Source organism: Streptococcus sp. HMSC078H03, from assembly GCF_001808655.1.
GTDB lineage: Bacteria > Bacillota > Bacilli > Lactobacillales > Streptococcaceae > Streptococcus > Streptococcus salivarius_G.
Genome location: NZ_KV794097.1, coordinates 1 through 357, shown reverse-complemented (window position 1 = coordinate 357; position 357 = coordinate 1). Strand labels below are relative to the sequence as shown.

Here is a 357-nt window from a genome sequence, read left to right as displayed (position 1 = left end):
CAGAAAGTGCATCAGTTTCTGAATCACAATCAGTTTCAACGTCAGAATCAGCTTCAGTAAGTGAATCAATCTCAGAATCACAATCAGTGTCTAACTCAGAGTCAGCGTCAGTAAGTGAATCAGTTTCAGAATCACAGTCTGTTTCAAACTCAGAATCAGCTTCAGAAAGTGCTTCTGTATCAGAATCACAATCTGTTTCAAACTCAGAATCAGCTTCAGAGAGTGCATCAGTAAGCGAATCACAATCAGTGTCTAATTCTGAGTCAGCGTCAGAGAGTGCATCAGTAAGTGAATCACAATCAGTGTCTAATTCCGAGTCAGCTTCAGAAAGTGCATCAGTTTCAGAATCACAGTCTG

The 357-nt window shown here is 40.3% G+C and carries 1 pseudogene; it reads right to left on the bottom strand.

The features are described from left to right. Positions 1 to 357 (bottom strand): annotated as a pseudogene (locus tag HMPREF2607_RS10480) (MSCRAMM family adhesin SdrC); the annotation flags it as partial.